This is a genomic window from Cupriavidus sp. C2SS-8b, from assembly GCF_057073745.1.
Genome location: NZ_CP172716.1, coordinates 962,423 through 988,782 on the forward strand (window position 1 = coordinate 962,423; position 26,360 = coordinate 988,782).

The following is a 26,360-nucleotide window of genomic DNA, read 5'->3' on the forward strand; positions in this document are numbered from 1 at the left end:
GTTGACGGGGCTTTCCCTTACGGATATCTCCGAACTGGAGCGTTGTGCCGGCGATTGATATGCTTGGTTCCGTGTCCTGCGAGCAGGGCACCGAGGAGAGACTCTTGGGCCCGCGTTGCGGGCCCTTTCTTTTGCGCCGGCTCCCTGGCGCAAGACCCGCCACAAGCCGGCGCCCGCCGGTGGTCTACAATGCGGCCTGCTCCGCGCCGATGCCGCTTGCTGCCGGCGTAACTTCTGAATCTCCCGCCTGATTTCCTCCCATGGCCCTGTTTTCCATTACCGATGCCCAGCTTGCTTTCGGGCACGTGGCCTTGCTCGACCACACCGATTTTTCGCTGGAAGCCGGCGAGCGCGTCGGCCTGATCGGCCGCAACGGCTCGGGCAAGTCCTCGCTGCTGAAGATCGTGGCGGGGCTGGCCGCGCCGGACGACGGCCTGATTGCACGCCAGTCCGGCGTGACGTCGGCCTACGTGCCGCAGGAGCCGCAATTCGAGCCCGGCATCACGGTGTTCGACGCGGTGTCGCAAGGCATGGGCCAGGCGCATGACCTGCTGGTGCGCTATGAAGCCGCGGCCGAACGGCTGGCCGACAGCCATGACGAGGCCGCGCTGGCGGAACTGCACCGCCTGCAGTCGGAGCTGGATGCCGCCGGTGCCTGGCATCTGCGCACGCGCGTGGAAAGCACGCTGGCCAGGCTGGGCCTCGATCCGCATACGCGCGTCGATGCGCTCTCCGGCGGCCTGCAGAAGCGCGTGGCGCTGGCGCAGGGACTGGTTGCGGAACCCGACATCCTGCTGCTGGACGAGCCGACCAACCACCTCGACGTGGAGGCCATCCGCTGGCTCGAAGACCTGCTGCTGGTGTTCCGCGGCAGCGTGCTGCTGATCACCCACGACCGCGCGTTCCTGGACCGCGTGGCGACGCGCATCGTCGAGCTCGATCGCGGCCGCCTGCTGTCCTTCCCCGGCAACTTTGGCGCCTACCAGGCACGCAAGGAAGAACTGCTGGCGGCCGAGCAGGTCGAGCAGGCCAAGTTCGACAAGCTGCTGGCGCAGGAGGAGGTGTGGATCCGCAAGGGCGTGGAGGCACGCCGCACGCGCAGCGTGGCGCGCATCCAGCGGTTGGTCGCCATGCGCAACGAGCGCGCCGTGCGGCGCGAGGCGCAGGGCAACGTCAAGCTGGAGGTCTCGCAAGGCGATCGCTCCGGCAAGATCGTGGCCGAGCTGGTCGACGTGAACAAGGCCTATGGCGACAAGGTGGTGGTGCGCGATTTCACTGCCACCATCATGCGCGGCGACAAGGTCGGCCTGATCGGCCCCAACGGTGCCGGCAAGACGACGCTGCTGCGCCTGATTTTGGGCGAACTGCCGCCCGACAGCGGCACCGTGCGCAACGGCAGCAATCTGCAGGTCGCGTACTTCGACCAGATGCGCACGCAGCTGGACCTGGAAAAGTCCCTGGCCGACACCATCAGCCCGGGCAGCGACTGGGTCGAGGTCAACGGCCAGCGCAAGCATGTGATGAGCTATCTCGGCGACTTCCTGTTCGCGCCGGAACGTGCGCGTTCACCGGTCAAGTCGCTGTCCGGCGGCGAGCGCAACCGCCTGCTGCTGGCGCGCCTGTTCGCGCGGCCGGCCAATGTGCTGGTGCTCGACGAGCCGACCAACGATCTCGACATCGACACGCTGGAGCTGCTGGAAGAACTGCTGCAGGACTACAGCGGCACGGTGTTCCTGGTCTCGCACGATCGCGCGTTCCTGGACAACGTGGTGACTTCCACGATTGCCGCGGAGGGCGAAGGCCAGTGGCGCGAATCGGTTGGCGGGTATTCCGACTGGGTCGCGCAGTCCGAGCGCAGCGCCGCGCTGCAGGCGGCGCGCAAGACCGAGCAGAAAGCCGCAGAACCGGCCAAGGCGAAGGATTCGCGCGATGCGCGCGGCGCCAATCGCACGGTCAAGCTGTCTTACAAGGAGCAGCGCGAGCTTGAGGGGTTGCCGGAGCGGATTGCTGCGCTCGAAGGCGAGCAGAAGACCATCGCCGCGCAGCTCGAAGATGGCTCGCTCTATGTCAGCGACGCGGCGAAGGCTGCCACGCTGGCCACCCGCCACGACGAGATCGAGATGGAACTGCTGGAGGCTCTGGAGCGGTGGGAGGTGCTGGAGGCGAAGTCGAAGGGCGAAGCGGGCTAACCACACCACGCCAGCACCATATTCGTCAGATCCACCATAAACGACGGCCGCAAGTACCCGATAAACCCGAGCACAAGCGCCGCCGCCAGCCCCAGCAGACCGGCGGCGCGCAGCACGAGCTGGCGGACCATGGTAGTCATGCCGCCACAGGCTGCGGGCGCGCCAGCGCGTGCTCGCGGATCGGCAGGTTGACCAGCGCCGCCATCACGCCCAGCGCGATCGCGATCATCCACACCGTGTTGTAGCCGCCGGTCCGGTCATACAGGTAGCCGCCCAGCCACGCGCCCAGGAAGCTGCCGATCTGGTGCGAGAAGAACACCACGCCGGACAGCATCGACAGGTATTTCACGCCGAACACCTGGGCGATGATGCCGTTGGTCAGCGGCACCGTCGACAGCCACAGGAAACCCATCATCGCCGCGAACACCCACGTGCTGGCGGCCGTCAGCGGCAGCAGCAGGTAGCCGGCGATCACCACCGAGCGCGTCAGGTAGATGGCCGACAGCAGGTAGCGCTTGGGCATGCGTTGTCCCATGGCGCCGGCCGTGTAGGTGCCGAACACATTGAACAGTCCGATCAGCGCGAGCGCTACCGTGGCGATCTTCGGATCGGTCAGGCCCTTGTCCTTCAGGTACGGCGCCAGGTGCACGCCGATGAATACCACCTGGAAGCCGCACACGAAGTAGCCCAGCGTCAGCAGCTGGAAATTGCGGTTGCCGAAGGCCTCGCGGATGGCCTGCCCGATGGTCTGGTGATGCCCGCCATGATGCGAAGCCATGTTCGGTTCGCGCAGCGTGAACGCCAGCGGCAGCATCACGCAGGCCATCAGCGCCATCACGAACAGCGCGTTCTGCCAGCCCACCCCTGAAATCAGCGATTGCTCGACCGGGATCATCAGGAACTGCCCGAACGAGCCCGCCGCGGCGGCAATGCCCATGGCCCAGACGCGCTTCTCGGCGCTGGCTACGCGGCCGATCACGCCGTACACGATGCTGTAGGTCGTGCCGGACTGCGCGATGCCGATCATGACGCCGGCACCGGTTGCGAAGGCCGTGCCGCTGGCCGACAGCGCCATCACCACCAGCCCGCCGACGTATAGCGCCACGCCGATCAGCATGATGCGCAGTGCGCCGAACTTGTCGGCGAGCGCGCCGGCAAACGGCTGGCTGGCGCCCCACATCAGGTTCTGCAGCGCCAGCGCGAAAGCGAAGGTCTCGCGGTTCCAGCCATGAGTCTGCGTGATCGGCAGGTTGAACAGGCCGAAGCCGTGCCGGATGCCCATGGAAAGGGTGACGAGCAGGCCGCCACATAGCAGGACGGTGGTCAGGGAGAGTTGTCGGTTCTGGGTTTGCATATCGGGCTCGCTGCGGGCGGCGGAGTGCCTCGGTTGTTGTGGTTTTTGTTGTGCTGGCCGGCGCGGCATTGGGGGTGCCCGATCCAGTTGCGCGAGTTTACCCCGGCTCGCCGGAGCGCGTCGGGCACGGCGCGCAAGTCCGGACGGGCGGCATGGTAATCCGGACGGCCGGCAAGAAAGCCGGCTGGCGCGGTCGTTCTTTTGCCACGATTGCCGGTCCGGGCTTCCATTACAATGCAGTGCCCGGCACCCGGCGGCGCCACATATGCGCGCCAAAACTGGCCGAAATGGCCGGGATCTCCACTTTCGTAGCGACTCCATGGCGAGCAAAACCAGTCAGTACAGCGAATCCTCCATCCGGGTCCTGAAGGGCCTGGAGCCGGTCAAGCAGCGCCCCGGCATGTACACCCGCACCGACAACCCCCTGCATATCGTGCAGGAGGTGATCGACAACGCGTCCGACGAGGCGCTGGGCGGCTTCGGTTCCGAGATCCTGGTCACGCTGCACCGCGACGGCAGCGTCAGCGTGGAGGACGACGGCCGCGGCATCCCGGTCGGCATCCACCCGGAAGAAGGCGTGCCGGTGGTCGAGATCGTCTTCACGCGGCTGCACGCGGGCGGCAAGTTCGACAAGGGCAAGGGCGGCGCCTACGCGTTCTCCGGCGGCCTGCACGGCGTGGGCGTGTCGGTGACCAACGCGCTGTCGACGCAGCTCGACGTCTCGGTCTGGCGCGACGGCATGGCCTCGACGCTCACGTTCTCCGGCGGCGATGTCACGGTGCCGCTGGCCTCGCGCAAGCTCGAGCGCGGCGAGAAGAAAAACGGCACGCGCGTGCAGGTGTGGCCGGATGCGAAGTATTTCGACTCGGCGACGATCCCGCAGGCAGAACTGCAGCGCCTGCTGCGCAGCAAGGCCGTGCTGTTGCCCGGTGTGAAAGTCACGCTGGTCACTGAAAAGACCGGCGAGTCCCAGACCTGGCAGTACGACCAGGGCCTGAAGGGCTACCTGGTCGAAGCCCTGGCGCAGGGCAGCGGTGCCGAACTCGTGATCCCGATGTTCGAGGGCGAGCATTTCGCCGACCCGGACGCCAACCCCGGCGAAGAAGGCTTTGCCCACGGCGAAGGCGCCTCGTGGGTGGTGGCCTGGACCGAAGAGGGCTCGCCGGTGCGCGAGTCCTACGTCAACCTGATTCCCACGCCGGCCGGCGGCACGCACGAGTCCGGGCTGCGCGAAGGCCTGTTCCAGGCGGTCAAGAGCTTTATCGAGATGCACGCGCTGCAGCCGAAGGGCGTCAAGCTGATGAGCGAGGACGTGTTCGCGCGCGCCTCGTTCGTGCTCTCGGCCAAGGTGCTCGATCCGCAGTTCCAGGGCCAGATCAAGGAACGCCTGAACAGCCGCGACGCGGTGCGCCTGGTGTCGACCTTCAGCCGTCCGGCGCTGGAGCTGTGGCTGAACCATCACGTCGAGTACGGCAAGAAGCTCGCCGAACTGGTGATCCGCCAGGCCCAGGCGCGCACGCGCGCCGCGCAGAAGGTGGAAAAGAAAAAGGGCTCCGGCGTGGCCGTGCTGCCCGGCAAGCTGACCGACTGCGAATCGACCGACGTCACGCGCAATGAAATCTTCCTGGTCGAGGGCGACTCCGCCGGCGGCTCGGCCAAGATGGGCCGCGACAAGGAGTACCAGGCCATCCTGCCGCTGCGCGGCAAGGTGCTCAATACCTGGGAGACCGAGCGCGACCGCCTGTTCGCCAACAACGAGGTGCATGACATCGCGGTGGCGATCGGCGTGGACCCGCACGGCCCGAACGACGAGCCCGACTTGTCCAACCTGCGCTACGGCAAGATCTGCATCCTGTCCGACGCGGACGTGGACGGCGCGCATATCCAGGTGCTGCTGCTGACGCTGTTCTTCCGCCATTTCCCGAAGCTGATCGACGCCGGCAACGTCTGCGTGGCGCGTCCGCCGCTCTTCCGCGTCGACGCGCCCGCACGAGGCAAGAAGCCCGCGCAGAAGCTGTACGCGCTCGATGAAGGTGAACTCGAAGCCATCCAGGACAAGCTGCTCAAGGACGGCGTCAAGGACGGCAGCTGGCAAATCTCCCGCTTCAAGGGTTTGGGTGAAATGAGCGCCGAACAGCTCTGGGAGACCACCATGAACCCCGACACGCGGCGCCTGCTGCCCGTGGCGCTGGGCGAGTTCGACCTGCCGCAGACCGTCGAGATGATGAACATGCTCATGGGCAAGGGCGAGGCCGCACAGCGCCGCAGCTGGCTCGAAGAGAAGGGCAACGAAGTCGAGGCCGATATCTGACGGGCTGTCTGTGCGCGGACAGACAAAGGGGCATAATGCCCCCTTTGGCTTCCCCGCACGCAAGCCGGACCGCATGATGAGAACGAGACCCACACCGACACGCAAACCATGGCATCACGCAGCCGCGGCCGTGCTGATGGTGGTCGGTCTCGCCTGCGCGCCGGCGGCACATGCCGAGCTCTACGGCTTCATCGACGCGGATGGCATCGCCCACTTTGCCGACCGCAAGCTCGACGAGCGCTACAAGCTGTTCATGCGCAACGGCGGCAGCTTCGATAGCTCGCGCAGTGCGCGTGGCTCGGGCGATGCAGGCGCTGGCGCGATCGATCTCGAGCAGCACAAGCTGTACCGCTACATCGTCAACCACCCGAACATCGCCAAGGTCGACCCGATGATCCGCCAGATCGCGGACAAGCAGGACGTCGACCCGGCGCTGGTCAAGGCGGTGATGGCGGTGGAGTCAGGCTTCAACCCGTCGGCCGTTTCGCCCAAGGGCGCTATCGGGCTGATGCAGGTCATTCCCGACACCGGCGCGCGCTTTGGCGTGAGCGCAGACGCGCGCCGCAGTGTCGAGCAGAAGCTGGCCGATCCGCGCATCAATATCGCGGCCGGCGTGCGTTACCTGCGCTGGCTGATGGAGCTGTTTCCCGACAACCTGGAACTGGTGCTGGCCGCCTACAACGCGGGCGAGGGCGCGGTGCAGCGCTACAACAACCGCGTGCCGCCGTACCCGGAGACGCAGCAGTACGTGAGCACCGTGCTGCAGTTCTACCGGCTCTACCAGCCCGGCGGCGGTCCGGCCGTGATGCGGACCAGCGCGGCAGCCGGCGGGCCGTCGCGCGTCAAGATGGTGATCGGCGGACGGCGCAACATGCCCTGACCGGATTCCCCAAACAACAAGCCACCCGGCGCGCCGGCATCACATCATGGCGCGCCGTCTTCTTGCCAATCCATGGAACAACAAGACATCACGTTTCAACCTGAAGAGCCGGCGGATTCGCTGACGCTGGCGCGCTACGCCGAACGGGCCTACCTCGACTATGCCGTCAGCGTGGTCAAGGGCCGCGCGCTGCCCGAGGTCGCGGATGGCCAGAAGCCCGTGCAGCGGCGCATCCTGTTCGCCATGCACGAGATGGGCTTGCGCGCCGACTCCAAGCCGGTCAAGTCCGCGCGCGTGGTGGGCGACGTGCTGGGCAAGTTCCATCCGCACGGCGACCAGTCGGCCTATGACGCGCTGGTGCGCCTGGCGCAGGACTTCTCGCTGCGCTATCCGCTGATCGACGGCCAGGGCAACTTCGGCTCGCGCGATGGTGACGGCGCCGCGGCAATGCGCTACACCGAAGCGCGCCTGACCCCGATCGCGCGCCTGCTGCTCGACGAGATCGACGAGGGCACGGTCGACTTCATCGCCAACTACGACGGCTCGATGGAAGAGCCCCGTCTGCTGCCTGCGCGCATGCCGTTCGTGCTGCTCAACGGCGCCTCGGGCATTGCCGTGGGCATGGCCACCGAAGTGCCCCCGCACAACCTGCGCGAAGTAGCCGGCGCCACGGTGGCGATGATCCGCAACCCGAACATCACGCTGGCAGAACTGCTGGCGCTGATGCCCGGCCCCGACTATCCGGGCGGGGGCCAGATCATCTCGCCCGCGGCCGATATCGCCCAGATCTATGAATCCGGGCGTGGCAGCCTGAAAGTGCGCGCGCGCTGGACCATCGAGGAAATGGCGCGCGGCCAGTGGCAACTGGTGGTGAATGAACTGCCGCCGGCCACGTCGGCGCAGAAGGTGCTCGAAGAGATCGAGGAGCTGACCAACCCGAAGATCAAGACCGGCAAGAAGGCCCTGACCCCGGAACAGCAGCAGCTAAAGGCTACGGTGCTGGCCGTGCTGGATGCCGTGCGCGACGAATCGGGCAAGGATGCGCCGGTGCGGCTGGTGTTCGAGCCCAAGAGCAAGAACATCGGGCAGCAGGAATTCATCCAGACGCTGCTGGCGCATACCAGCCTGGAATCGGGCGCGCCGATCAACCTCGTGATGATCGGCACGGACGGCCGTCCGCGCCAGAAGGGCCTGCGCGATATCCTGCGCGAGTGGATCGATTTCCGCTTCGCCACCGTCACGCGGCGCACGCGCCATCGCCTGGCCAAGGTGGAAGACCGCATCCATATTCTCGAAGGGCGGATGCTGGTGCTGCTGAACATCGACGAGGTGATCCGCATCATCCGCGAGAGCGACGAGCCCAAGGCCGCGCTGATCGAACGGTTCGGGCTCAGCGATCGCCAGGCCGAGGACATCCTGGAAATCCGCCTGCGCCAGCTGGCCAGGCTGGAAGCGATCCGGATCGAGAAGGAACTGAAGGACTTGCGCGAAGAGCAGGCCGACCTGGACGTGCTGCTGAAGTCCGACACCATGATGCGCCGTCGCATCATCAAGGAGATCGAGACCGACGCCAAGCAATACAGCCCGGAAGACAAGGACCCGCGCCGCACGCTGATCCAGGAAGAACGCCGCGCCAGCGCCGAGGTGCGCGTGGTGGACGAACCGGTCACGGTGGTGGTGTCGCAGAAGGGCTGGGTGCGCGCGCGCCAGGGCCACGGCCATGACGCGCAGCAATTCACCTTCAAGGCGGGCGATGCGCTGTACGACACCTTCGAATGCCGCACGGTGGACGTGCTGCTGGCCTTCGGCACCAATGGCCGCGTGTACTCGGTGCCGGTGGCCGGCCTGCCGGGCGGGCGCGGCGATGGCGTGCCGCTGACCACGCTGATCGAGCTGCAGCCGGGCAGCCAGATTGCCCATACCTTCGCCGGGAACGCCGAGCAGCGCATGCTGATCGCCACGCAGGGCGGCAATGGCTTCCTGACCAAGGTGGGCGACATGACGGGCCGGCAGAAGGGCGGCAAGTCGTTCCTGACGCTCGATGATGGCGACGCGCCGCTCGCGCCTGCGCCGATCGGCGACGAGGCTACGCACGTGGCCTGCCTGTCCGGCAATGGCCGTTTGCTACTGGTGGCGCTGGACGAGGTCAAGGTGCTGTCGGCCGGCGGCCGCGGCGTGATCCTGATGGAGCTGGAGCCGAAGGAGACGCTGCTGCAGGCGGTTGGTGTTGGTGCGCCGGGGTTGCTGGTGTCCGGCACCACGCCGCGTGGCGGCAAGCCTGATTCGCAGAAGCTGGCGGGGGCGAACCTGATGCCGTATGTGGGCAAGCGGGCGCGCAAGGGCAAGGCGCTGGAAAGCAAGCTGAAGGGCGTGCGGATTGATCCGGTGAGGGTTGTGCCGCCTGCGGGCAACTGATTCTGCCGCGGGTTTTCTCCCCTCTCCCGCTTGCGGGAGAGGGGAGTACCGCCGCAGCAGATTCCACGCTGCCGCAGCTGCTGGTTGTTGTTATTTCCTTCCCATGTCCTCCCTCGCCCCGCCCCCCACCCCCCGCGCCCTGTTCATTGAATTCGCCCGCATGGGCCTCTCCGGCTTCGGCGGCGTCCTGCCCTTCGTGCGCCGCGCGGTGGTGGAGCGCAACCGCTGGATGGATGACCGCGATTTTGTCGAATTGCTGAGCCTGGGCCAGGTCCTGCCCGGGCCCAATGTCATCAACCTCGCCTTGATGCTGGGCCTGCGCTTTGCCGGCTGGCGCGGCGCGCTGGCCGCGTTCAGCGGTCTCGTCATGGTGCCGATGGGACTTGTGCTGGGTTTGCTGCTGCTGTACCAGCATTTCCAGGACGTGCCTGCCGTGCAGCGCATGCTGGCCGGCATGACGGCGGTATCGGCTGGCCTGATGCTGGCCACGGCGATCAAGCTGGCGCAAAGCCTGTCGCTGACGCTGCGGGCCGTGCTGATCGGCGGTGCAGCCTTCCTGCTGATCGGTCTGCTGAGCTGGCCGCTGGTGCCTGTCATGGTCGTGCTCGTGCCGCTCGCGCTGTGGCTCGAGTGGCGCGCAACCCGCGGAGGGCAGCCATGAGCGCAGCCGAGGTACTGGCCAGCCTGTTCGCCCATTTCAGCGCGCTGTCGCTGCTGGCTATCGGCGGGGCGAGTTCCACCTTGCCGGACATGCACCGCTACCTGGTCGAGGCCAATGGCTGGCTGACCGATGCGCAGTTTTCGGCGATGTACGCGATCTCGCAGGCGGCGCCGGGTCCCAATGTGCTGTTCGTGTCGCTGTTCGGGTGGCAGGTGGCGGGCTTTGCCGGATCGCTTGCGGCCATGTTCGGCATGTGCGGCCCGTCCAGCCTGATCGCGCTCGCGTTCGAGTATTTCTCCGGGCGTTCGCCGCATGCGACCTGGCCCGGCCTGATCCGGCGCGGGCTGGCGGCGCTGACGATTGGCCTGTTGTTCTCATCGGGCTGGGTGCTGGCGCACAGCGTCGACCACAGCTGGGGCGCAGCGGCTATCACCGTGGTGACGGTCCTGCTGATGCTGAAGACGCGCGCGCACCCGCTGTTGCTGGTAGCCATCGGCGGCGTGGCCGGCCTGCTCGGCGTGCTCTGACTCATCCAGCAAAAAGCCCCGCCGGAGCGGGGCTTCATGGGGCGGTGAAACGGTCAGGCCACGTCAGTGGATGACCATCTGCGTGAACGGATGCACGTAGGCCTGCAGCGTGACGAAGATACCCACCAGGATCGCCAGCGCAATCGAGTGGAAGAACACATAGCGCAGGATGTCGCCTTCATGCCCGTACCACTTGGTAGCGGTGGAGGCCACCACGATGGACTGCGCGTCGATCATCTTGCCCATCACGCCACCCGAGCTGTTGGCCGCGGACATCAGCACCGGTGACAGCCCAAGCTGCTCAGCCGTGGTCTTCTGCAGGCCGCCGAACAGCACGTTGGACGCGGTGTCCGATCCCGTCAGCGCCACGCCGAGCCAGCCCAGCATGGTGCCGAACAACGGGTAGAGCACGCCGGTCTGCGCGAACGCAAGGCCCAGCGTCGCGTCCAGGCCCGAGTAGCGGGTCAGGTAGCCGATGCCGAACATCGCGCTGATGGTCAGCAGCGAGAACTTGGTCAGCTTGATGGTCTCCCAGTATTCCCTGGCCAGGCGCGGGATCGAGTAGCCCATCAGCAGGCCGCCGACGATGGCCGACACCAGGATGCCGGTGCCCGCCATCGACAGCACGTTGAAGGCAAAGACGGCCGGCTCGGCGATTTCCTTGGGCGTGACCGGCGGATGCTTGATGATCGCCTTGTCGAGGCCCGGGATCGGGAATTTCCATTGCCACAGCGCGTCCATGAACTTCTTGAACTCGGGGATGCCCCAGACGAACACGAACACGGTCAGGATGATCCACGGCAGCCAGGCCTTGGCGACCGAGATGCCGGCCGAAGCGGCGCTGGCAGCGGCGTCGGCGGCCACGGCTTCGGGATGGTCGACCTTGGAGTCGTCGTGGCGGCCGAGGATCTTGGTCGAGGTCCAGATCTCCTTGGGGTGCCAGATCTTCAGGAAGAGCGTCAGGCAGCCCATCGAGATCAGCGAGGAGATCACGTCCACCAGCCATGGGCCGTGGAAGTTCGAGACCAGGAACTGCGGCACTGCGAAGGTCACGCCCGCAACGAGAATGGCCGGCCAGATCGCGATCATGCCGCGGAACCCGGCGAAGGCCCAGATCAGCCAGAACGGCACCAGCACCGAAAAGAAGGGCAGTTGCCGGCCGATCATGGCCGACAGCGTGACCTGGTCGATGCCCGTCACCGACGACAAGCCGATGATCGGCGCACCAAGCGCGCCGAAGGCCACCGGCGCGGTGTTGGCGATCAGCGCCAGGCCCGATGCGGCCAGCGGCGAGAAGCCCAGGCCGATCAGGATGGCACCGGTCACGGCCACCGGCGTGCCGAAGCCGGCCGCGCCTTCAAAGAAGGCGCCGAAGCTGAAGGCCACCAGCAGCAACTGCAGGCGGCGGTCTTCGGTCACGCCGGAGATGGAGTTCTGCAAGACCTTGAACGACCCGTTCAGTGTGGTCAGCCGGTGCAGGAAGATGATGTTGAGGACGATCCACCCGATCGGGAACAGCCCGGAAACGATGCCCAGCCCGGCGGCCTTGCCCGCCATGGCCGCCGGCATGCCGAAGACCGCGGCCGCCACGACGACGCCAACCACCAGCGCCAGGCCTGCGGCGAGGTGCGCCTGCATGTGAAAGAAGGCCAGCGCTGCGAGCAGCACGGCTACCGGGACGCCCGCGGCAATGGTGGACAGCGCCATATTGCCTAGCGGGTCATAGACTTGACTCCACACGATTGAAATCCTCCTCTGGTTTGGCTCGGGCGGCCCAGGCGATCTCCGTGCCATTGGCTGCCGCTGTACACGCGTACCGACGTGCGGCGTCAGCCGCACACGCGAGTCGAACAAGGATTGTAAGGATGGGTTCCTGGTTCGCCGCTTTAAATCCGGTCATGACATACATGAACCGGATTCAGGGATCAGGGTTTGCCAGGGGGCAGCATGGCGCACGTGCTGCCTAAAGCCCAGAGTACTCTAAACGGCGCCTCTTAGAAATGTATGCCAGCCAGGAAATCGCCATAATGTCGGCTTGGCAACGGCGCGAGGCGTGCGTAGCCTGTCTGCCGGATGCCGTCGGGATCCGATCAAGGAGATACCATGCCTGAGTTCCTTCCCCCGTGGCCGCTGCTTGGCGCGTTCGTGCTGGCGAGCCTCGCGCTGGCCGTGACTCCCGGGCCGGCAGTGGTCTATATCGTGACGCGCACGCTGGCGCAGGGCCGGCGTGCCGGGCTGGCGTCGGTCGGCGCGGTGGCCCTGGGCAACCTCGGCAATGCGGCGGGCGCCGCGCTCGGGCTGGCGGTGCTGTTCTCGATCTCGGCGGTGGCCTTCACGGTCGTGAAGTACGCCGGGGCGGCCTATCTGATCTGGCTCGGCATCCGCACCTTGCGCACCGCACCGGCGGTGGATGCGGATACGCCGCCTCCGGCGCGCCCGCTGCGTCAGGTATTGCGCGATGGCTTCGTGGTGGCGCTGCTCAATCCCAAGACCGCCATCTTCTTTGCCGCCTTCTTGCCGCAGTTCATGAATCCGGCGGCTTCTGCGCTGACGCAGAGCCTGGCGCTCGGCGTGGGTTTCGTGCTGATCGCGGCCACCACCGATGTCTGCTACGTGACCGCGGCGGCGGCCGTGATGCCGGCGCTGAGCCGTGCCGGGCGGGCACGGGCCGCCGGCCGCTACCTGACGGCAGCGGCCTTTATCGGACTCGGGGTGTTCACGGCGGCGTCGGGTTCGCGCGCCGGCAAGTAAGGGGGTCTTCGGCGACTGTCCGTGGCTCGACACTGCCACCGTTATCGCATCATCGCCTACGGCTGCTGCGCGGCTCACAAGTCGGCAGGTGGGAGGACATCAACGGCGCAGGCGCCAGTGCTTCCCTGGCAGCGCCTTCAGCGCAGCGGCAATTCCAGGATGCCCTCGGCGGCCGGGCGTGCGCGCATGGCGGCCAGCCAGCGCTCCAGCTCGGGGCGCGGTTCGTGCTCGACCGGCGTGCCCATCCAGCGATGGGCGGCGCACGCCAGCGAGATGTCGGCCATGGTGAAGCGGTCGCCGCCGATGAACTCGCGCCCGGCCAGGGCCTTGTCGAGCATCGCAGCCAGCGGTTTCGTGCGCGCGCATGACGCGGCCACGGCGGCCTCGTCGCGCTTCTCGGGGGCGATGCGCACCATGTTGAGGAAGGCGGTGACCATGGCCGGGCTGAAGGTGGTGGTCTGCCAGTCCATCCAGCGGTCGGCCGAGGCGCGCGCCTTGACGTCTTCCGGCCACAGCGTGCCCTCGCCATACTGCGCACACAGGTAGCGCACGATGGCATTGGATTCCCATAGCACGAAGGGCTCGCCGCCCACGTCCGTGCCGCGGAAGTCCTCAATCACGGGGATCTGGCGGTTGGGGTTCAGGCGGACATAGGCCTCGGTGTCGAGGTCGCCCTGGCTGACGCCGATGTCCACGCGCTCATGGTCCAGGTGCAGCTCGCGCGCGCACCAGACCACCTTCTGTACATTGATCGACGACAGTCGACCCCAGATCCGCAGCATGAAGATTCTCCCCTGATCTTTTGCGGTTTTTTCAGGCCGCGCGGGCCTGCGATGCCGACGCGATCGCTTGGCGGAACACTTCGCCCAGGATCGCCACGCCCTGCTCGATGCGCTCGGGCGGCACCGTGACGAACGCCAGGCGCAGCGTGTTGCGCTGCGGGTTGCTGGCATAGAAGGGCGCGCCCGGCACATAGGCGACATTGCGCTTCACGGCTTCTTCCAGGATAGCCATGCTGTCCAGGCCCAGCCCTTCAGGCAACTGCACCCAGATGAACATCCCGCCTTCCGGTTCATTCCAGCTTACGCCCTCGGGCATGTGGCGCGCCAGTGCGTCGAGCATGACCTGGCACTGCTTTCCGTACAGTTCGCGGATGGTCGGGATGTGGCGGTCGAGCAACCCGTCGCGGATGGTCTCGTAGGCCACGCGCTGGGTGAACGTCGGCGTATGCAGGTCCGATGCCTGCTTGGCCTGGCACAGCTTGAAGTGCAGTTCCGGCGGGGCGATCATGAAGCCCAGGCGCAGGCCCGGCGCCAGCACCTTCGAGAACGAGCCCATGTAGATCACGCCGTCGGGGTTCATCGACAGGAGCGTCGGCAGCTGGTCGCCGGTGTAGCTGAGCTCGCCATACGGGTCGTCTTCGACCAGCAGCACGCCGAACTCCTTCGCGCGGGCCACCAGGGCCTGGCGGCGTTCCAGCGGCAGGCGGCGGCCGGTCGGGTTCTGGAAGTTGGGCAGGGCGTACAGGAAGCGCGCGCCGGCGGTCAGTTCGGCGGTCAGCGCTTCAGGCTGCAGGCCCTTGTCGTCGGTGGGAATGGACGTGAATTCCGGCTCGAACAGCGAGAACGCCTGGAGCGCGCCGAGATAGCTCGGCGTTTCCACCAGCACCTTGCTGCCCGGGTCGATCAGCACCTTGGCGATCAGGTCCAGCGCCTGCTGCGAGCCCGTGGTGATCAGCACGCGCTCCACGCCAACGTTGTGCCGCCTGGCGATAAATTCACGCAGCGGCAGGTAGCCTTCGGTGGCCGCGTACTGCAGCGCGGCGGTCGGGTTGTCGGCGAATACACGGGCCGTCGCCGCCTCCATGGCCGCTACCGGGAAGGAGGCCGGCGACGGCAGTCCGCCAGCGAAGGAAATGACTTCCGGACGCTCGGTCACCTTCAGGATTTCGCGGATGGCCGAGCTGGTCAGTTGCTGCGCCCGGCGGGAGATGGCCCATTGCATGATGTTTCTCTTTTGTCTTTGGGGAGCCGCCTGGCGGGCGGCTCAGTCAACGATGAATAGTCTGGCCCCGCTCGGCGTCGATGATCGGTGCGGTTCCGCCTGGTCGGCGACCTGGTAGCTCGTGCCCGCGCGGAGCACGAACTGGCGGCCGTCTTCCAGTTCGGTATGCAGTTCGCCGTCCAGCACGAACAGGATATGGCCCTTGGCGCACCAGTGGTCCGCCAGGTAGCCGGCCGAGTACTCGACCATGCGCACCCGGATGTCGCCAAACTGGCGCGTGCGCCACAGCGCCTCGCCCCGTTCGCCGGGATGGCGCGTAGGCTCGACCGCGGACCAGTCGGTGGTGCCGAAGGGCAGGTTGTCGATGCGCATCGCGGCAGCGGCCGATGGTTCAGTTCACTTCGACGATCATTTCGATCTCGACGCAGGCGCCCAGCGGAATCTGCGCCACGCCGAACGCGCTGCGCGCGTGCTTGCCCTTGTCGCCGAAGATTTCGGCCAGCAATTCCGAGGCACCGTTGGTCACCAGGTGCTGCTCGGTGAAGTCCTCCGTGGAATTCACCAGGCTCATCACCTTGACGATGCGCGTGACGCGGTTCAGGTCGCCCACGTGGCCGTGCAGCGTGGCCAGCAGGTCGATCGCGATCGAGCGCGCGGCGGCCTTGCCGGCTTCCGTGTCGATGTCCTTGCCAAGCTTGCCGGCCCATACCTTGCCGTCCTTGCGGGCGATATGGCCCGACAGGAACACGGTGTTGCCGGTCTGCGCGGCCATGACGTAGGCGGCGGCCGGGGCGCCGGCGGTGGGCAGTTCGATGCCAAGGCGTGCAAGGGTGTCGTAGACGGACATGTGATCTCCTGTCAGTGAGTGCGTTTCGGAAGGATAGGGGGCGCTTCGGTGCCGGTGTTGGCGGCGGCGCTGGCGATCGTGGGCGCGGCCTGTTGCACGGCGGCGCGCCGGCCCAGCGCCACCACGGCGATCACCGCCACGGCGAAGGCGATGGTGGCCGGATCCAGCGGCTCGGCCAGCAGCAGCGCGCCGCCTGCCAGCGTCAGGAACGGCTGCAGCAATTGTATCTGCCCGACACGCGCCACGCCGCCTTTTGCCAGCCCGGCGTACCAGAACAGGAAGCCGATGAACATCGAGAACACCGACACATAGGCCATGCCGATCCAGGCGCGCGGCGACGCGGCGGCGATCACGGCGCTGTCGCGCCAGCCGAGCCAGCCCACTACGGGAAGCAGCACTGGCAGCGACACCACCAGGGCCCAACTGATAGTCTCCAGCCCGCCCAGCTCGCGCGACAGCTTGCCGCCTTCGGCATAGCCGAGCGCGCCGAGCACCACGGCGGCGAACAGATACCAGTCCGCATGCTGCAGCGCCCCGGCACCCTGCCATACGGCAAAGCCGATCACGAGCGCGCTGCCGGCCACGGCTGACAGCCAGAACGCGGGGGAAGGCCGTTCACGTCCGAACCACGCAGCAAACACTGCAGTGGCCAGCGGTAGCAGGCCGATCACGATGGCGCCATGACTCGCCGGCACTTCGCGCATGGCCTGCGACGAGAACAGCGGAAAGCCCACCACCACGCCCAGCGCGGTCACGGCCAACCTGGCCCATTGGCGGCCACGCGGGCGTCGCTGCGCAGCGAGCGCGCCGCGCATGGCCAGCAGTGCCAGCGCCAGCACGGCAGCGATCACGGCGCGGGCCAGCGCGACGAAGTTCGCGTCCAGTTCGGTCACGGCCATGCGCGTGAACGGCAGCGTCTGGCTGAAGATGGCCACCCCGATAAAGCCCAGCAGCATGCCGCCGGAATGCGGCGGGTGCAAAGTGGAAGGGGTTGCGGTTGCCTGCGAAGAAGTCATGGTGGCGTGGGTGGATCAGGCTGCCGCGGGACGCACGCTGACGGCGATCCATACGGCGGTGAGTGCCAGCGCCATGCCCATGGCGCGGTTGAACCAGCGCACGCGGTTGCCCTGCATCAGCCATTGACGCAGCGAGGCGCCCAGCACGCCGTACAGGCTGTTGCTGACGAAACCGAACATGCCGAACGTGGTGCATACCAGCAGCACGCGCTGCGCGGGCGAGGGCGCGCCGGCCATGTACGAGGCCGCGGTGGCCAGCGCCATCATCCACGCCTTGATGTTGGCGTACTGCAGCACGGCGGACTGCCACACATTGAGCGGGCGCAGGACTTGCTTCTCCGCCAGCACGGTACTGCGCGCGATTCTGGCGGCCAGCCACAGCAGGTAGCCCACGCCGGCCATATGCACGAGGGTGGCCAGTGCCGGGCTGCGCAGGATCAGCGCGCCGACGCCGACCGCGCACAGCGCCAGGATGCTGGCAAAGCCGAAGGCCACGCCCACGCAATGGGGCAGCGTGGCGCGCAGGCCGAAATTGGCGCCTGTCACGGCGGCGATGGTGGTGTTGGGTCCTGGCGTGAAGGAACCCACTGCAAGCAGCGTGATGAGCGCGAGGAATTGCGCGGCCGACAGGCCGGTCAGGAAATCTCCGGTCATGGTGCTCAGGCGAAGTCGACGACCACGCGCCGGTTGGTGCCGAGGCAAGGGTCGTCGTCGAAGCGTTTGCGGGTGACGGTCATCGATGGGTCTCCGTGGTCTTGTTCTTGTCGGTGTTCGGATCTAGCGCAGGGTGCGGATGCCCTGCGGTGTTTCGATTTCAGCGATGAGCTTCGGCGGACCGTCGCTTTGTTCCAGCGATATCAGCGTATCGCCGCCCAGCCAGGCCAGGCCCTGGCGCAGCAGTTCGGCATGCGGATGCTGGCCGGTGAGACGGCGCAGCGCCAGGTCCTGCCGCGGCAGGCTGGCGCCAGGATGGGGGGACACGTCCCACTGGATCAGGCTCGGCAGCAGGCCGTCGCCGGCGCTGGCGGCTTCACCGTGCCAGGCGGGCAGGCTGCCGTCTTCCGGCACCGTGATGCGCCAGCGCAGGTCGCCGCGCTGCATCGGAATGACCGGCGCGATCCGGTCGGGATACTGCGCCTGCCAGCGCGTCAGGTCGGCGGGGCGCTCCACGCGCGCGGCCCAGTGCAGCAGGAACGGGCCGGCCTGCAGCCGCGCACGCACGCTGTCGCTGTCGAGCCCGAACCAGCGCGGGCGCTGCGGCGCAGGCGCGTCCGGATCGACCGCGATCACCTCCAGGTACATCCCGCCAAACAAGCCGAGCACGCGGTTGTGCGTGCCCATGGCCGCATGGGCGCCGCCACCGTGCGGTGCAATGCCAAGCGCGTCGGCGACGTATGTCGTGCCGGCGTCGAGGGTCGATGCAGCAATGACGAGGTGATCGAGGGCGAGCTTCATGTTGGCTTGATGGTAGACAAGGTAGTCGGTACAGTACCGGTACAGTTATGCGGATCGTATTCAGTACAGTTGCAGGAGCACCACATGGACGGCAGCCACCAGCAGGATTCCTCCGCTGCGCCCGATCGCAAGGATAGCGGAAGCGGTGCGCAGGACACATCGGGGCGCGCGTTGCGGCTGGTCGTGCCGCCGGGCGCGCCCGGCAGTACGGAACGCATGCCCGACCCGGTGCCGTCGGCACAGATGACGCTGGTCGAGCAGCTTACCGAATGGGCCCGCATGCGCATCGACGAGCGCGTGTTCCGCGCGGGCATGCGCATGCCCTCGATTCGCCAGCTGGCGCAGGAGAAGGGCATTTCGCGCTTTACCGTGGTGGAGGCGTACGAGCGCCTGGTGGCGCTGGGCTACCTGGAATCGCGCCGCGGCTCGGGCTTCTACGTGCGCGAACGCGTGGCGCAGGCCTCGGTCGCGCCGGTGGCGCCCGTGGCGGTAGCCGCGCGCAATATCGACGTGACCTGGCTGCTGCGCAGCATGTTCCATACCGCCGAGACCCGCAAGGCGCCCGGCCTCGGCTTCCTGCCCAACGAGTGGCTCGATGGCGAGCTGATCGCCAGCGCGCTGCGCGGCCTGGGCCGCCAGCCCGGCAACCATTTCCTGGCCAGCGGCACGCCGCAGGGCTTCCTGCCGCTGCGCCAGCAGCTGCGCACGCGGCTGGAGGAACTGGAGATCGGCGCCACGGCCGAGCAGATCGTGCTGACGTCGGGCATCACGCAGGCGCTCGACCTGATCGCTCGGCTCTACCTGTGTCCCGGCGACACCGTGCTGGTCGGCGACCCGGCCTGGTTCGTGATGTTCGGCCGCTTTGCCGCGCAGGGCGCGCAGGTGATCGGCGTGCCCTACACGGCCGAAGGCCCGGACCTGGAGGCGCTGGAGCGCATCGTGCAGGCGCACCGGCCGCGGCTATTCGTCATCAACTCGGTACTGCACAACCCGACCGGCACCTCGCTGTCCGCCGCCAAGGCGTTCCGGCTGCTGCAGATGGCCGAGCAGTACGATTTCCTGATCGTCGAGGACGACATCTACTGCGACCTGTGCCCGCCCGGCCATGCTGCGACGCGGCTGGCCAGCCTGGACCAGCTGCGCCGCGTGATCTACCTGGGCAGCTTCTCCAAGACGCTGGCGGCGAACCTGCGCGTGGGCTTCATCGCCGCGCACCCGGACCGGGCCGCGACGCTGACCGACAGCAAGCTGCTGGCCGGCCTGGCCACGCCGGAAATCAACGAGCGCGTGCTGTACAAGGTGCTGACCGAGGGCCACTACCGCAAACACGTGGAGCGGGTGCGCGGCCGGCTGGACCGGGCCCGCGACGACACCCGGCGCGAGCTGGAGCGCCGCGGCCTGCGGCTGTTCCCCGGGCAGCATGCGGGCATGTACCTGTGGGCCGATACCGGCCGCGACACCAATGCCATCGCCACGGCGGGGCACGACAAGGGCTACCTGTTCGCGCCGGGCAGCCTGTTTTCGCCGTCGCAGATGCCCTCGGCCTGGATGCGCTTCAACGTCGCCAGCAGCGGCGACCCGGACATGCTCGACTTCCTGTCCCGGCAACTGGACCGGCGCTGAAGTCGCCAGCCGGTCTTGAAATTGGCCGGAACCGGCCCTATTTCCGTGAGCACTGGCCTTGCGCCACCCTCACACCCTGATTTTCCGGATTCGAAAAGGAGAACCATGTCCGCACCGCACGAAACGATGAGCTTCCAGGCGGAAGTGAAGCAACTGCTGCACCTGATGATCCACTCGCTGTACAGCAACAAGGAAATCTTCCTGCGCGAGCTGGTCTCGAATGCTTCCGACGCCACCGACAAGCTGCGCTTCGAAGCGATCGCGAACCCCTCGCTGCTCGAAAACGACGCCGACCTGGCCATCCGCATCGAAGCCGACGCCACGGCCCGCACGCTGAAGATCACCGACAACGGCATCGGCATGAGCCGCGACGAAGCCATCCGCAACCTGGGCACCATCGCGCGCTCGGGCACCAAGGAATTCTTCCAGCAGCTGTCCGGCGACCAGCAGAAGGACGCCGCGCTGATCGGCCAGTTCGGCGTGGGCTTCTACTCGGCCTTTATCGTGGCCGACAAGGTCACCGTCGAAACCCGCCGCGCGGGCCTGGCCGCTGATGAAGCCGTGCGCTGGGAAAGCGCGGGCGACGGCGAGTTCAGCATCGACGCCATCACGCGCGCCGAGCGCGGCAGCACCATCACGCTGCACCTGCGCGAAGGCGAGGACGATTTCCTCTCGGCCTGGCGCCTGAAGAGCATCATCCAGAAGTATTCGGACCATATCTCGCTGCCGATCCGCATGCCCAAGGAAGTCTGGGATGCCGAGGCCAGCACCTACAAGCGCACCGACGAGTGGGAAAGCGTCAACCAGGCCAGCGCGCTGTGGACGCGTCCGAAGTCGGACATCACCGACGAGCAGTACACGGCGTTCTACCAGCACATCGCGCACGACAACGAGGCGCCGCTGGCCTGGACCCACAACCGCGTGGAAGGCCGCAGCGAATACACGCAGCTGCTGTACATCCCGGCGCGCGCGCCGTTCGATATGTGGGACCGCAACCACAAGCACGGCCTCAAGCTCTATGTGAAGCGCGTCTTCATCATGGACGACGCCGAGCAGCTGCTGCCGTCGTACCTGCGCTGGGTCAAGGGCGTGATCGATTCCGCCGACCTGCCGCTGAATGTCTCGCGCGAACTGCTGCAGGAAAGCCGCGACGTCAAGGCGATCCGCGAAGGCAGCACCAAACGCGTGCTGTCGATGCTGGAATCGCTGGCCGACAGCGAAGACGAAGCCGATCGCACCAAGTACGCGACCTTCTGGCAGCAGTTCGGCCAGGCGCTGAAGGAAGGCATGGGCGAGGACCAGGCCAACCAGGAACGCATCGCCAAGCTGCTGCGCTTCAGCTCGACGCACAACGACGACGCTGAGCAGACCGTGTCGCTGGCGGCCTATGTCGGCCGTATGAAGGAAGGGCAGGACAAGGTCTACTACGTGACGGCCGATACGTGGGCTGCAGCGAAGAACAGCCCGCACCTCGAAGTCTTCCGCAAGAAGGGCATCGAAGTGCTGCTGCTGACCGATCGCGTCGATGAGTGGATGCTGTCGTTCCTGCGTGAGTTCGATGGCAAGGAACTGGTCTCGGTCGCCCGCGGCGACCTCGACCTGGGCTCGCTGGCCGACGAGGCCGAAAAGGCCGAGCAGGAGAAGGCCGAGACCGAATGGAAGGATGTCGTGGCTCGCGCCAAGACCGTGCTCGAAGGCAAGGCCAAGGATGTGCGCGTGACGCTGCGCCTGACGGAGTCGGCATCGTGCCTGGTCTCGGACGAGGGCGACATGAGCGGCTACCTGCAGCGCCTGCTGAAGCAGGCCGGCCAGAAGGCGCCGGATGCCCAGCCGATCCTGGAACTGAATCCCGAGCACGCGCTGGTGAAGAAGCTGCGCGATCTGCCGGAGGGCGATGGCTTCAATGACCGTTTGCTCGTCCTCTTCGATCAGGCGCTGCTGGCTGAAGGGGGCATGCTCGATGATCCGACGGCCTATGTGCAGCGTGTGAACAAGTTGCTTGCCTGAATACGGACATAAGGAAAAGGGCCGGGCGACCGGCCCTTTTTACCTCCGGACGTAAGCGATAACGACGCATGACGCTGAAGCGGTGTTTTCCCCCTGTCGTGGATGCCGAGACCCGCGTATTGATCCTCGGCAGCCTGCCCGGTGAGGCGTCTTTGGCGCAGGGGCAGTATTACGCGCACAAGCAGAACCAGTTCTGGCGGTTGGTGGGCGATACGATCGGCGTGGACCTGCGTTCACTGGACTACGACGCACGGCTGCAGGCGCTGCTCGCGCACCGCATCGGCCTGTGGGACGTCGTGGCCGAGGCGCGCCGCGAAGGCAGCCTCGACAGCAGTATCCGCGACCATGCGGGCAATGACCTGATCAGCCTGGTCAAGTCTTTGCCAAGCCTCGTGGCGATTGCGTTCAATGGCGGCACGGCAGCGCGCATTGGTGCGAAAGCGCTGGCGCATCACGCCGATCGGCACCAGCTTGTGATGCTTCCCTCCAGCAGCCCGGCCTACACGTTGGCGTATGCGCAGAAGCTGCATGCCTGGCAGGCATTGCTGGCATGGCTGCCTGCCAGGGCGGGGGAATAACGCCAGGATTTCTACCGGTCAGCCAAGATCCGGCTGCGTAGCCGCATAGCTCGGCCGCGCACGCATGACGGCATGGCCCCGCCGGATATTCGGCCGCGTCTCCAGCATCGCCGCGCTTTCAGGGAATCGCCCCAGATACTCGACGATCGGCGCGAAGAACAGGTCGGCCATCGACAACGTATTCCCGACCAGGAAATCCCGGCCACCATAGGCCTGCTCCAATGCATCCAGCTGCTGCCCGATATCGGGCAGGGCCGCCTCGATGGCGGCGCGATCAGGCTTGCCGTCCGGGCCCTTCGGAAACACGTAGTGCAGCACGTAGCGGCGCACCATCGCATCGTAGCCGTGGCAGTTGATCAGGCTGATCCATTGCTCGCAGCGCGCGCGGGCAGTGGGGCCGGTTTGCGGAATCAGGTTCGGGCCGCCAAAGACTTCGTTGATGTAGCTGAGGATGGCGCGCGTCTCGTAGAAATCGATCGGACCATCGGTGAATGCCGGAATGCGGCCGAACGGGTTATGAGCCAGCAGTTCGTCGACGTGCGGCGCCGCGGGCTTGAACGTGTAACGCACGCCTTTCTCCGCGAGCGCCAGCCGCACCGTGCGAACGTAGGTGCTGCGCGCATCGCCGTAGACGGTCAGCGTGCCGGCGCTGCCTTCGGCATCCACATAATCGCTCAGGTTGTTGAAGACCGATTGCCAGCCGCTGTCGTGCGCATCGCGCGTGGCCGCGTCGGGGAAGCCGCTATGGCGCATGTGCAGGTGCGTGCCGCCATCCTTGTCGGTCAGCGTGATCTCGATCAGCGTGCGCACGCCGGCCGGTAGTTCGCTGCCTTCCCAATGCCACGTGTAGGCCAGGAAGTTGGCCCGGTCGATCGCCTGGTACTCGCCACCCACGATGTGTTGCTCGCCGTCCTTCGCTCCCATCACCAGTCGGTAACGGCCGCCGACGCGCGCATCGGCGCTGGCTTCCCGAACCTTCATGCCGCGCGGGCAATGCCAGGCCGCCAGCGCAGCCTGGTCGGTGAAGGCATCGAACACCCGCTCGCGCGGTGCGCGGATCTGGCGGGTCATCTCCAGGTGAAACGTTGCAGCTTCAGTCATGACTTGATCCCCTTCTTTCGATCGGTGACAGCGGTCCCGGTTTGCGTCTGCTCGACAAAAGCCACCAGCCTGTCGAGATTGCCCTCCCAAAGCCGGCGATAGCTCTCCAGCCAGCCGTGCGCATCGCGCATGGCCCCAGGGCGCAAATGGCAGATGCGCCAGCGTGCGTTGATTTCGCGCTCGATCAGTCCCGCATCGGCCAGCACACGCAGGTGCCGGGAGATGGCCGGGGCCGAGATATCGAACGGGCGCGCCAGTTCGCTGACCGGGGCATCGCCCTCGGACAGCCGCGCCAGGATCGCGCGGCGCGTCGGGTCGGCCAGGGCGGCGAAGATGGTGGAAAGCGGGTCGCTGGTGTTTGGCATGTCTTCATTTAACGTATTGGTTAAATGAAGATCAAGGGCTGTTACATCTGCTGTTCGCGCCATGCCGGCCGATGCGGTTCGCATGGGCACTTCCTGTACGATGGCGGCACGCCCCACCGCCCCGGTCCCTCCGCAGACCGGGCCTGTCACTCGCAGTACTGCCGGGGAAGTGCCATGCCACATTCAGACTGGACCCACGAAGCGATCCACCGCATCGAGGCCGATTTCAACCGGTCTTCCGATACCCACCTGATTCCCCTGGACCTGCCGGGCTATCCGGACATCCGCTTCTACTTCAAGGACGAATCGAGCCACCCGACCGGCAGCCTCAAGCACCGGCTTGCGCGGTCGCTGTTCCTGTATGCGCTGTGCAACGGATGGCTGCATGAGGACAGCACGGTAGTGGAGGCATCGAGCGGCTCGACCGCGATCTCGGAAGCCTATTTCGCGCGCCTGCTGGGGCTGCCGTTCGTCGCGGTGATCCCGGCCGGCACCTCGCGTGCGAAGGTGGAGGCGATCGAGTTCTATGGCGGGCGCTGCCATCTCGTCGACAACCCGTCGGAGATCTACACCGAGTCGCACCGCATCGCGCGCGAATCGGGCGGGCATTTCATGGACCAGTTCACCTACGCCGAACGCGCAACGGACTGGCGCGCCAACAACAATATCGCCGAGTCCATCTTCAAGCAGATGGCGCAGGAACTGCATCCGGTGCCGGCCTGGATCGTGGCCAGCGGCGGCACGGGTGGCACGGTGGCCACGCTTGGGCGCTACGTGGCCTACCGGCGGCACCAGACGCGCATCTTGTGTGCGGATCCGGAGAACTCCGTGTTCTTCGATCATTTCCGTGGCTGTCTGGCAGGCAAGCCCGATCCGGCGCTGACGCTCGACACGGGCTCGCGCATCGAGGGCATCGGCCGTCCGCGCGTGGAGCGGTCTTTTATCCCGACCTGTATCGACGCCATGCTCAAGGTGCCCGACGCGCTGTCGTTCGCCGCCATGCGCTACCTCGCGCAACGGTTCGGGCGCCGCGTCGGCGGATCGACCGGCACCAACTTTGTCGGCGTGCTGTACCTGGCGCAGCGCATGCGTGCGGCCGGGCAGGCCGGTGCGATCGTCACGCTGCTGTGCGACAGCGGCGAACGGTACGCGACAACCTACTATGACGACGACTGGTACCAGGAGCACCGCATCCACGTGGACGCGGCGGACGCGCTGATTGGCCGCGCCGTGAAAGGCGAACCGGTGCTGACGCCGCACGCCGTGGATGGGCTGGCCGCCGCGGGTGCCGGCTTTCCCGGCGGCGCCGGAGAATGACCGCGCGAGTTTCTGTCACAATCGCGGCTTTCCTGCGCTGGCTGCTGGCCTGCCCGAACAAGCAAGACATGACCCTACTGAAACGCAAATCGATCGAGGCCGTGGCCTCGCGCCGCCCCGCGCGCGGCATCCGTACCCGCGGCGAACGCCCGGCCAAGGAAGAAAAGCGCATGACGCCGCGCTTTGCCCCGGTGACGTTCTCCGAAATGGACGGCGTGCGTTACCTGCACTTCGGCACCGAGTGGGTACAAGGCGCGATGCGCCTGCGCAAGCCCGATGCAATCGAACTCGAGTACGCACAGCAGATGATGGCGTGGCTGCTGTTCCTGTCGCCGTCCGCGCCGGACTTCCACGTGGTGCAGCTCGGGCTGGGCGCGGCGGCGCTGACCAAGTTCAGCCACCGGCATTTCGCGCGTGCCCGCGTCACCGCGGTGGAGCTGAACCCGGCGGTAATCATTGCCGGGCGCAGCATGTTCGGCCTGCGCGAGGACGACGCGCGCCTGAGCGTGCGCGAGCAGGATGCCTGGGACTACGTGATGGACGCCGCCAGCACGGAATCGGTGGACGCGCTGCAGGTGGACCTGTACGACGCCACGGCACGCGGCCCGGTGCTCGACACCACCGCCTTCTACCGCGCCTGCCGCCGTACGCTGAAGTCGCCGGGCGTGATGACCATCAACCTGTTCGGCGATCACGACAGCTTCCCGAAGAACATCGAACGCATCTGCGATGCCTTCGATAACCGCGTGCTGGTGTTCCCGGAAGTCCACGACGGCAATGTCATCGCGCTGGCATTCAACGGGCCGGCGATCGACGTGCCGTGGGAAACGCTGGAAGCGCGCGCCGATGTGGTGGAAACGACCACCGCGCTGCCGGCGCGCGACTGGGTGAAGAAGCTGCGCGCGGCCAATGCGCGGCAGGAAGAGAAGCTGGTGATCTGATGGATCGCTGATGCGCGG

General features: G+C 66.7%; 24 protein-coding genes. 12 read left to right on the forward strand and 12 right to left on the reverse strand.

Annotated features, from left to right (window positions below; translation table 11 throughout):
- Positions 1–260 precede the first annotated feature (260 nt).
- Entirely contained in the window at positions 261–2,189 is a 1,929-nt protein-coding gene (locus tag ACIGJB_RS04390) for an ATP-binding cassette domain-containing protein (protein ID WP_483731571.1), read from the forward strand.
- On the opposite strand, the gene ACIGJB_RS04395 is transcribed toward ACIGJB_RS04390, so the two are convergent.
- Both ACIGJB_RS04395 and ACIGJB_RS04400 read right to left on the reverse strand, forming a co-directional pair.
- Positions 2,186–2,329 carry a hypothetical protein gene (locus ACIGJB_RS04395; protein ID WP_483732377.1) on the reverse strand — a complete coding sequence of 48 codons (144 nt, stop codon included), beginning with the start codon at positions 2,327–2,329 and terminating at the stop codon, positions 2,186–2,188. The two genes, ACIGJB_RS04390 and ACIGJB_RS04395, sit on opposite strands and share 4 nt — an antisense overlap.
- Entirely contained in the window at positions 2,326–3,543 is a 1,218-nt protein-coding gene (locus ACIGJB_RS04400; protein WP_483731572.1) for an MFS transporter, read from the reverse strand. The genes ACIGJB_RS04395 and ACIGJB_RS04400 overlap by 4 nt, the downstream gene beginning before the upstream one ends.
- A 319-nt stretch (positions 3,544–3,862) precedes the next feature.
- On the opposite strand from ACIGJB_RS04400, the gene ACIGJB_RS04405 reads away from it, so the two are divergent.
- The 5 genes from ACIGJB_RS04405 (at position 3,863) to ACIGJB_RS04425 (ending at position 10,337) form a co-directional block, all read left to right on the forward strand.
- Positions 3,863–5,854, forward strand: coding sequence for a DNA topoisomerase IV subunit B (locus ACIGJB_RS04405; RefSeq protein WP_483708734.1), 1,992 nt, complete (start codon positions 3,863–3,865; stop codon positions 5,852–5,854).
- Positions 5,855–5,930: 76 nt separating this feature from the next.
- A complete protein-coding gene (locus ACIGJB_RS04410; protein ID WP_483732254.1) occupies positions 5,931–6,734 on the forward strand; it encodes a lytic transglycosylase domain-containing protein in 804 nt (267 codons plus the stop codon).
- A 72-nt stretch (positions 6,735–6,806) separates the two neighbouring features.
- The gene (parC, locus tag ACIGJB_RS04415; protein WP_483731573.1) at positions 6,807–9,149 is read left to right on the forward strand and encodes a DNA topoisomerase IV subunit A; all 2,343 of its coding nucleotides are present in this window, start codon (positions 6,807–6,809) and stop codon (positions 9,147–9,149) included.
- A gap of 103 nt (positions 9,150–9,252) precedes the next feature.
- Positions 9,253–9,810 carry a chromate transporter gene (locus ACIGJB_RS04420; RefSeq protein ID WP_483731574.1) on the forward strand — a complete coding sequence of 186 codons (558 nt, stop codon included), beginning with the start codon at positions 9,253–9,255 and terminating at the stop codon, positions 9,808–9,810.
- A complete protein-coding gene (locus ACIGJB_RS04425; RefSeq protein ID WP_483731575.1) occupies positions 9,807–10,337 on the forward strand; it encodes a chromate transporter in 531 nt (176 codons plus the stop codon). Before ACIGJB_RS04420 ends, ACIGJB_RS04425 begins: the two co-directional genes overlap by 4 nt.
- A 63-nt stretch (positions 10,338–10,400) precedes the next feature.
- On the opposite strand, the gene ACIGJB_RS04430 is transcribed toward ACIGJB_RS04425, so the two are convergent.
- Positions 10,401–12,077: an L-lactate permease gene (locus ACIGJB_RS04430; protein ID WP_483731576.1), complete on the reverse strand. Its 1,677-nt coding sequence runs from the start codon at positions 12,075–12,077 to the stop codon at positions 10,401–10,403.
- Positions 12,078–12,440: 363 nt separating this feature from the next.
- Between ACIGJB_RS04430 and ACIGJB_RS04435 the strand changes: the two genes are divergently transcribed.
- Positions 12,441–13,088 carry a LysE family translocator gene (locus ACIGJB_RS04435; RefSeq protein WP_483731577.1) on the forward strand — a complete coding sequence of 216 codons (648 nt, stop codon included), beginning with the start codon at positions 12,441–12,443 and terminating at the stop codon, positions 13,086–13,088.
- Positions 13,089–13,225: 137 nt separating this feature from the next.
- Here ACIGJB_RS04435 and ACIGJB_RS04440 read toward each other — a convergent pair whose 3' ends face one another.
- The 7 genes from ACIGJB_RS04440 to ACIGJB_RS04470 all read right to left on the reverse strand — a co-directional run bounded on the left by ACIGJB_RS04440 (position 13,226) and on the right by ACIGJB_RS04470 (position 18,410).
- Positions 13,226–13,870: a glutathione S-transferase family protein gene (locus ACIGJB_RS04440; protein WP_483731578.1), complete on the reverse strand. Its 645-nt coding sequence runs from the start codon at positions 13,868–13,870 to the stop codon at positions 13,226–13,228.
- Positions 13,871–13,901: 31 nt separating this feature from the next.
- A complete protein-coding gene (locus tag ACIGJB_RS04445) occupies positions 13,902–15,092 on the reverse strand; it encodes an aminotransferase-like domain-containing protein (protein WP_483731579.1) in 1,191 nt (396 codons plus the stop codon).
- Positions 15,093–15,134: 42 nt separating this feature from the next.
- Positions 15,135–15,464, reverse strand: coding sequence for a DHCW motif cupin fold protein (locus ACIGJB_RS04450; protein WP_483731580.1), 330 nt, complete (start codon positions 15,462–15,464; stop codon positions 15,135–15,137).
- A 19-nt stretch (positions 15,465–15,483) separates the two neighbouring features.
- Positions 15,484–15,939 carry a RidA family protein gene (locus tag ACIGJB_RS04455; protein WP_483731581.1) on the reverse strand — a complete coding sequence of 152 codons (456 nt, stop codon included), beginning with the start codon at positions 15,937–15,939 and terminating at the stop codon, positions 15,484–15,486.
- A gap of 11 nt (positions 15,940–15,950) precedes the next feature.
- Positions 15,951–16,955 (reverse strand): DMT family transporter, encoded by a 1,005-nt coding sequence (locus ACIGJB_RS04460; protein WP_483731582.1) that lies wholly within the window; start codon positions 16,953–16,955, stop codon positions 15,951–15,953.
- Positions 16,956–16,970: 15 nt separating this feature from the next.
- Entirely contained in the window at positions 16,971–17,609 is a 639-nt protein-coding gene (locus ACIGJB_RS04465; RefSeq protein WP_483731583.1) for a LysE family translocator, read from the reverse strand.
- A 123-nt stretch (positions 17,610–17,732) separates the two neighbouring features.
- Entirely contained in the window at positions 17,733–18,410 is a 678-nt protein-coding gene (locus ACIGJB_RS04470) for a VOC family protein (RefSeq protein ID WP_483731584.1), read from the reverse strand.
- Positions 18,411–18,494: 84 nt separating this feature from the next.
- Here ACIGJB_RS04470 and ACIGJB_RS04475 point away from each other — a divergent pair, with 84 nt between their 5' ends.
- The 3 genes from ACIGJB_RS04475 (at position 18,495) to ACIGJB_RS04485 (ending at position 22,618) form a co-directional block, all read left to right on the forward strand.
- On the forward strand, positions 18,495–20,033 hold the full coding sequence (locus tag ACIGJB_RS04475; protein WP_483731585.1) for an aminotransferase-like domain-containing protein: 1,539 nt from the start codon (positions 18,495–18,497) through the stop codon (positions 20,031–20,033).
- Between the two features lie 105 nt (positions 20,034–20,138).
- Complete coding sequence (htpG, locus tag ACIGJB_RS04480; protein ID WP_483731586.1) at positions 20,139–22,040, forward strand: molecular chaperone HtpG; 1,902 nt, start codon at positions 20,139–20,141, stop codon at positions 22,038–22,040.
- 68 nt (positions 22,041–22,108) lie between these two features.
- The gene (locus ACIGJB_RS04485) at positions 22,109–22,618 is read left to right on the forward strand and encodes a DNA-deoxyinosine glycosylase (protein WP_483731587.1); all 510 of its coding nucleotides are present in this window, start codon (positions 22,109–22,111) and stop codon (positions 22,616–22,618) included.
- An 18-nt stretch (positions 22,619–22,636) separates the two neighbouring features.
- Here the strand turns inward: ACIGJB_RS04485 and ACIGJB_RS04490 are convergent, their stop codons facing one another.
- Positions 22,637–23,719, reverse strand: coding sequence for an SRPBCC domain-containing protein (locus ACIGJB_RS04490; protein ID WP_483731588.1), 1,083 nt, complete (start codon positions 23,717–23,719; stop codon positions 22,637–22,639).
- Entirely contained in the window at positions 23,716–24,084 is a 369-nt protein-coding gene (locus tag ACIGJB_RS04495) for an ArsR/SmtB family transcription factor (protein ID WP_483732255.1), read from the reverse strand. The genes ACIGJB_RS04490 and ACIGJB_RS04495 overlap by 4 nt, the downstream gene beginning before the upstream one ends.
- Before the next feature lie 174 nt (positions 24,085–24,258).
- On the opposite strand from ACIGJB_RS04495, the gene ACIGJB_RS04500 reads away from it, so the two are divergent.
- Complete coding sequence (locus ACIGJB_RS04500; protein WP_483731589.1) at positions 24,259–25,401, forward strand: PLP-dependent cysteine synthase family protein; 1,143 nt, start codon at positions 24,259–24,261, stop codon at positions 25,399–25,401.
- Between the two features lie 68 nt (positions 25,402–25,469).
- Positions 25,470–26,342: a class I SAM-dependent methyltransferase gene (locus ACIGJB_RS04505; RefSeq protein WP_483731590.1), complete on the forward strand. Its 873-nt coding sequence runs from the start codon at positions 25,470–25,472 to the stop codon at positions 26,340–26,342.
- Positions 26,343–26,360 lie beyond the last annotated feature (18 nt).